We start from the raw sequence: 3,679 nt of genomic DNA on the forward strand, positions 1-3,679 counted from the left end.
ACAATGAATATTAAGGTGGTTGGATAGATGGGGAAGCAGTTTTTGTCGTTCAGCAATGTTGTGAATATGGTGTCGTCTTTCGTTCCTGGCCTGATGCTGGCGCTGTGGTCGTATCGTCATGGACTTATGGGATTTTGTGTGTTTGGTGCTGTCTGTGCCGTGGCTATGGTCGTTCTTTCCATGTGTGGCCTGAAAACAGATAATCGCCGCTACAGTTTGGCCAGTATTGGCATTGGCGTATGCGTTCTTCTGGCCTTAGTATATGTGACGATGCTGAGGTAATGATTTAACTGTAATGATAGTGTGTGCTGTTTATAATAACGCAAACCGGCGCAATTCCGATGAAATGGGATTCGCCGGTTTTTGCGTCCTACGTGGGTTTTATTTTAGTCGTACAGCTAAACAATATCAAGAAGATTATATGAGACGAATGTGAGGAGGATATCATGATGATCGATAAGAACGTAGAATATAGTTTTGATGATGATTTGAAAGAAAGTTTGATGAACCCGGAATTTAGGAAAGCCTATGAAGATTTGGAACCAGAATTTGTATTTATTCAGGCTCTTATTGATGCCCGAAGAGAACAGGGCTTAACGCAAAAAGAACTTTCTAAACGAACAGGAATTAATTAGTCTGATATCAGCAAAATAGAACATGGAAAATTGAATATATCTTTTAAAACAATGAGAAGATTGGCTGACGGATTAGGAAAGACGTTGCAGGTTCAATTAGTCGATGAAAAAGTATAAATGAGGTGCAACATGTTACTATGACGCAGTTTTCGAATTGCGTTATTTTTTGGTTTGGAGCAAATGCGTTTGTGCCCAACGATCTAAACGTATTCCCCGTTTTTTCTATATGAATACCAATAACAGGCACAATCCGAATGAAGCGGATTGCGCCTGTTGCTGTATAGGTATAGGTTTTCGCTAATTAATGGGAAAGAGCTAGCTCAGGTGGTATCTGTCTTTCCTTTACCGATGCAGGGTCTGCCATACCATGCGGTATGCCGGGGTCTGAGAAAAGAGCGTCGGGATTAAGTAGATAGCATATCGTACGGCTACATACAGGACAATCGCTGTAGCGCAGGCTATTTCCAAATAGATGATGGGATAGAGGACGGCAGGAATCGTCCAGCCAAGGGACATCAGATATTGGACTGTTTGACGAAGGGCGATGGCTGTAATGACAAAGGGGAAGGTAAAAGCAGCGTAGCTGGGATAAAAGGGCAGGCGAAGGAGTTTGGGCATCTTATACAGGACGAGCAGGAATAAGAGCTGTGCACATATGACCATGAAAAGAGCCAACAGCGGCATTTTATCCTGTACACAGGCCAGATATCCCGTCAGGCTCAGGCTCATAGGCGCTGTATAAATGCAGAACAGAGGCTTAGCGCTTTCGGCAATATCCCGCCGGCAATAATAGCGGATCGTAACGAGGGCAAACATGCAGGCATAGGCGATAAAACCAAACCAGAAAATGCCTTCACCCAGGAGTTCGTGATGAAATACAGGGGATGTAACGGAAGCGACGACAATGCCGACATAGGCAATGAAATATGTCGGGAACACGTCTTTTAAGGAGAAATGCAGCATATACTGCCAGGTAAAACCGATCATGAGGAGAAAATGACCAATAATCGCTGCCAGCCAGATTCGTTCACTGGCTGCGGGAAAGGATGGAGCTGTATAGGTGCAGAGCTGCATGACTGCCATGAAGAAGGTAGCACTTACGCTGGCAAATACAGAATTTGTTTTCAGATCTCGTGAGATCGTAGCGGGATGAAGCAGGATGCGCAGTACCAGAAGCAGTCCTGCCAGGGCGGCAGCAAGGCCGCAGGCATAGCGAATAGACAGGGAATAGGGAGCCCATAAATTTCCTAAGGCTGCCAGGCCAAGCATTAAACCGGCCAGGGGAATGGGAACGCGAGAAAACATGATAACACTCTTCTTTCTGTTTTGGAATGGTGTCTCTCTTGAGTACGGGTTTAGTATACGTCAGGCTATAGCATAAGTAAAATATATGATTTTTATTATTTACATAGGTATTTACCTATGATATATAGTATAGTAGTATAGGAATGGAGAAAGGAGGATAGTATGACCTTACGGTATTTTGAAATCTTTTTGGCTGTTTGCCGGACCGGCTCCATGACGCAGGCTGGCCATGAACTGTATATGACCCAGCCCAGCGTCAGCCAGGCTATTGCTGCCCTGGAAGCGCATTATGGCGTCCCCTTGTTTGAGCGGCTCGGACGCCGGTTGTTTCTGACCGTACCGGGAAAACAGCTGCAGATCTATGCCGGGCAGCTTTTGGATTCGTATCATCGTATGGAAGCCAATATGCGTGCTTTTCAGGCGGAAGCAACGCTTCAGGTCGGCGCCAGCGTTACGATTGGAGAGACTCTGCTTATTCCTGTCCTGAAAGCGGTCCGGCAGCAGCTGGCTCCCTGCCGGATTCGCTCTGAAATTCATAATACGGAAGAATTGGAAGAGATGATAGAAAAAGCCGATCTCGATGTGGCCATGGTAGAAGGCGCAGTGCGCAGTCCCCATCTGGTACGTCACGTATTGACAGAAGATCCTATGGTTCTCGTTACCAGCCCTTCTTATGACTTGCCGTCTGCACTGCAGACGGACGCGTTTCCGATTCTTCCCTTTTTTATTCGGGAAGCCGGAAGCGGCACGCGGCAGGTTTTTGAAGAAACCATGGCTCGTCATGGGCTGTCGTATCAGGTTGCCGGTGTGTACAATAATACGGCGTCCATTGTGGAAGCGGTCATTGCTGGTCTGGGCGCAGCCGTATTATCGCAGCGTCTGGTGGCTTCAGCCGTAAAGGAGGGACAGCTGCAGCAGCATGCCATTGCCGGCGTTTCCTTTTCGCGGATTTTTCAGCTTATCTATCACGAAGACAAGCATATGTCGCCTCTGTTTCAGCAGTTCATCCAGATTTGTCAGGCTATGGCACGGCAAAGTGAAGTCTGAGGACAGCAAAACAATAACCGGCGCAGTCCCAAGGTCAAGGGCTGCGCCGGTTTTGTGCGGGCATCATATGTCAGTTGTCCTGTTCAGTTGCGTCAGCAGGCTGCAGGGGATCGGGGCCGTATGCGTTGTCACCTGTTGTGCCTTTGGTACAGAAAAGATACATGTACAGCAGGGCTGACAGGGGGAGAATAAAGGAACAGCCAATATTCAGAAAGACGCAGCGCCAAGATTTTCCCAGGTCATGCCAGCGGCGGACGGCAATGGACAAGGTCATGAGCGTCGTCGGAATGGCAAGAAGCACAGCCAGGGCGACATAGATATATCCTATCGTATCTCCCGCTGCTGTACGGGACAAGGCTGAAAGGCGGGCAATGGCAAAGGCCAGTATCCAGGTCATGAGAGTCAGGGAAATAAAGAGCTGCCGGTTCAGCCGGCCTTTGAAGGAGAAAAACTTTTCTTTAACAGGCAGGTCTTTCCAGGCAGAAGACAATAAAGTAGACATAGGGTGATCGCTCCTTTGCAGTAACACTATTATATTATCTAGTGTACGGGAAGCTGGCAGAAAAGCAAGAGGGCCGGCATGGCGGGTTTTTGCTTTCCTGGCCAGTCTGGACGGGAAATGTATACAGGCTGTAGCGATTTCGTTACAGCTCTGTTACGGTTTGAGGTAAAAACAGGACATTATGTATAAT

Annotated in this window: 5 protein-coding genes; 3 read left to right on the forward strand and 2 right to left on the reverse strand. The window is 47.5% G+C overall.

Going from position 1 to position 3,679, the window contains the following annotated elements:
• Window positions 1-27: 27 nt before the first annotated feature.
• Entirely contained in the window at window positions 28-282 is a 255-nt protein-coding gene (locus Q3886_RS09230; protein WP_301861133.1) for a hypothetical protein, read from the forward strand.
• A gap of 164 nt (window positions 283-446) precedes the next feature.
• Window positions 447-635, forward strand: coding sequence for a hypothetical protein (locus Q3886_RS09235; protein WP_301861134.1), 189 nt, complete (start codon window positions 447-449; stop codon window positions 633-635).
• Between the two features lie 342 nt (window positions 636-977).
• On the opposite strand, the gene Q3886_RS09240 is transcribed toward Q3886_RS09235, so the two are convergent.
• Window positions 978-1,940 (reverse strand): TDT family transporter, encoded by a 963-nt coding sequence (locus Q3886_RS09240; RefSeq protein WP_301861135.1) that lies wholly within the window; start codon window positions 1,938-1,940, stop codon window positions 978-980.
• Window positions 1,941-2,102: 162 nt separating this feature from the next.
• Between Q3886_RS09240 and Q3886_RS09245 the strand changes: the two genes are divergently transcribed.
• On the forward strand, window positions 2,103-2,987 hold the full coding sequence (locus tag Q3886_RS09245; RefSeq protein WP_301861136.1) for a LysR family transcriptional regulator: 885 nt from the start codon (window positions 2,103-2,105) through the stop codon (window positions 2,985-2,987).
• A gap of 70 nt (window positions 2,988-3,057) precedes the next feature.
• Here Q3886_RS09245 and Q3886_RS09250 read toward each other — a convergent pair whose 3' ends face one another.
• Complete coding sequence (locus tag Q3886_RS09250; RefSeq protein ID WP_301861138.1) at window positions 3,058-3,489, reverse strand: DUF805 domain-containing protein; 432 nt, start codon at window positions 3,487-3,489, stop codon at window positions 3,058-3,060.
• Between the last annotated feature and the right edge of the window lie 190 nt (window positions 3,490-3,679).

It is taken from the genome of uncultured Megasphaera sp., from assembly GCF_958350005.1.
Lineage (GTDB): Bacteria > Bacillota > Negativicutes > Veillonellales > Megasphaeraceae > Megasphaera.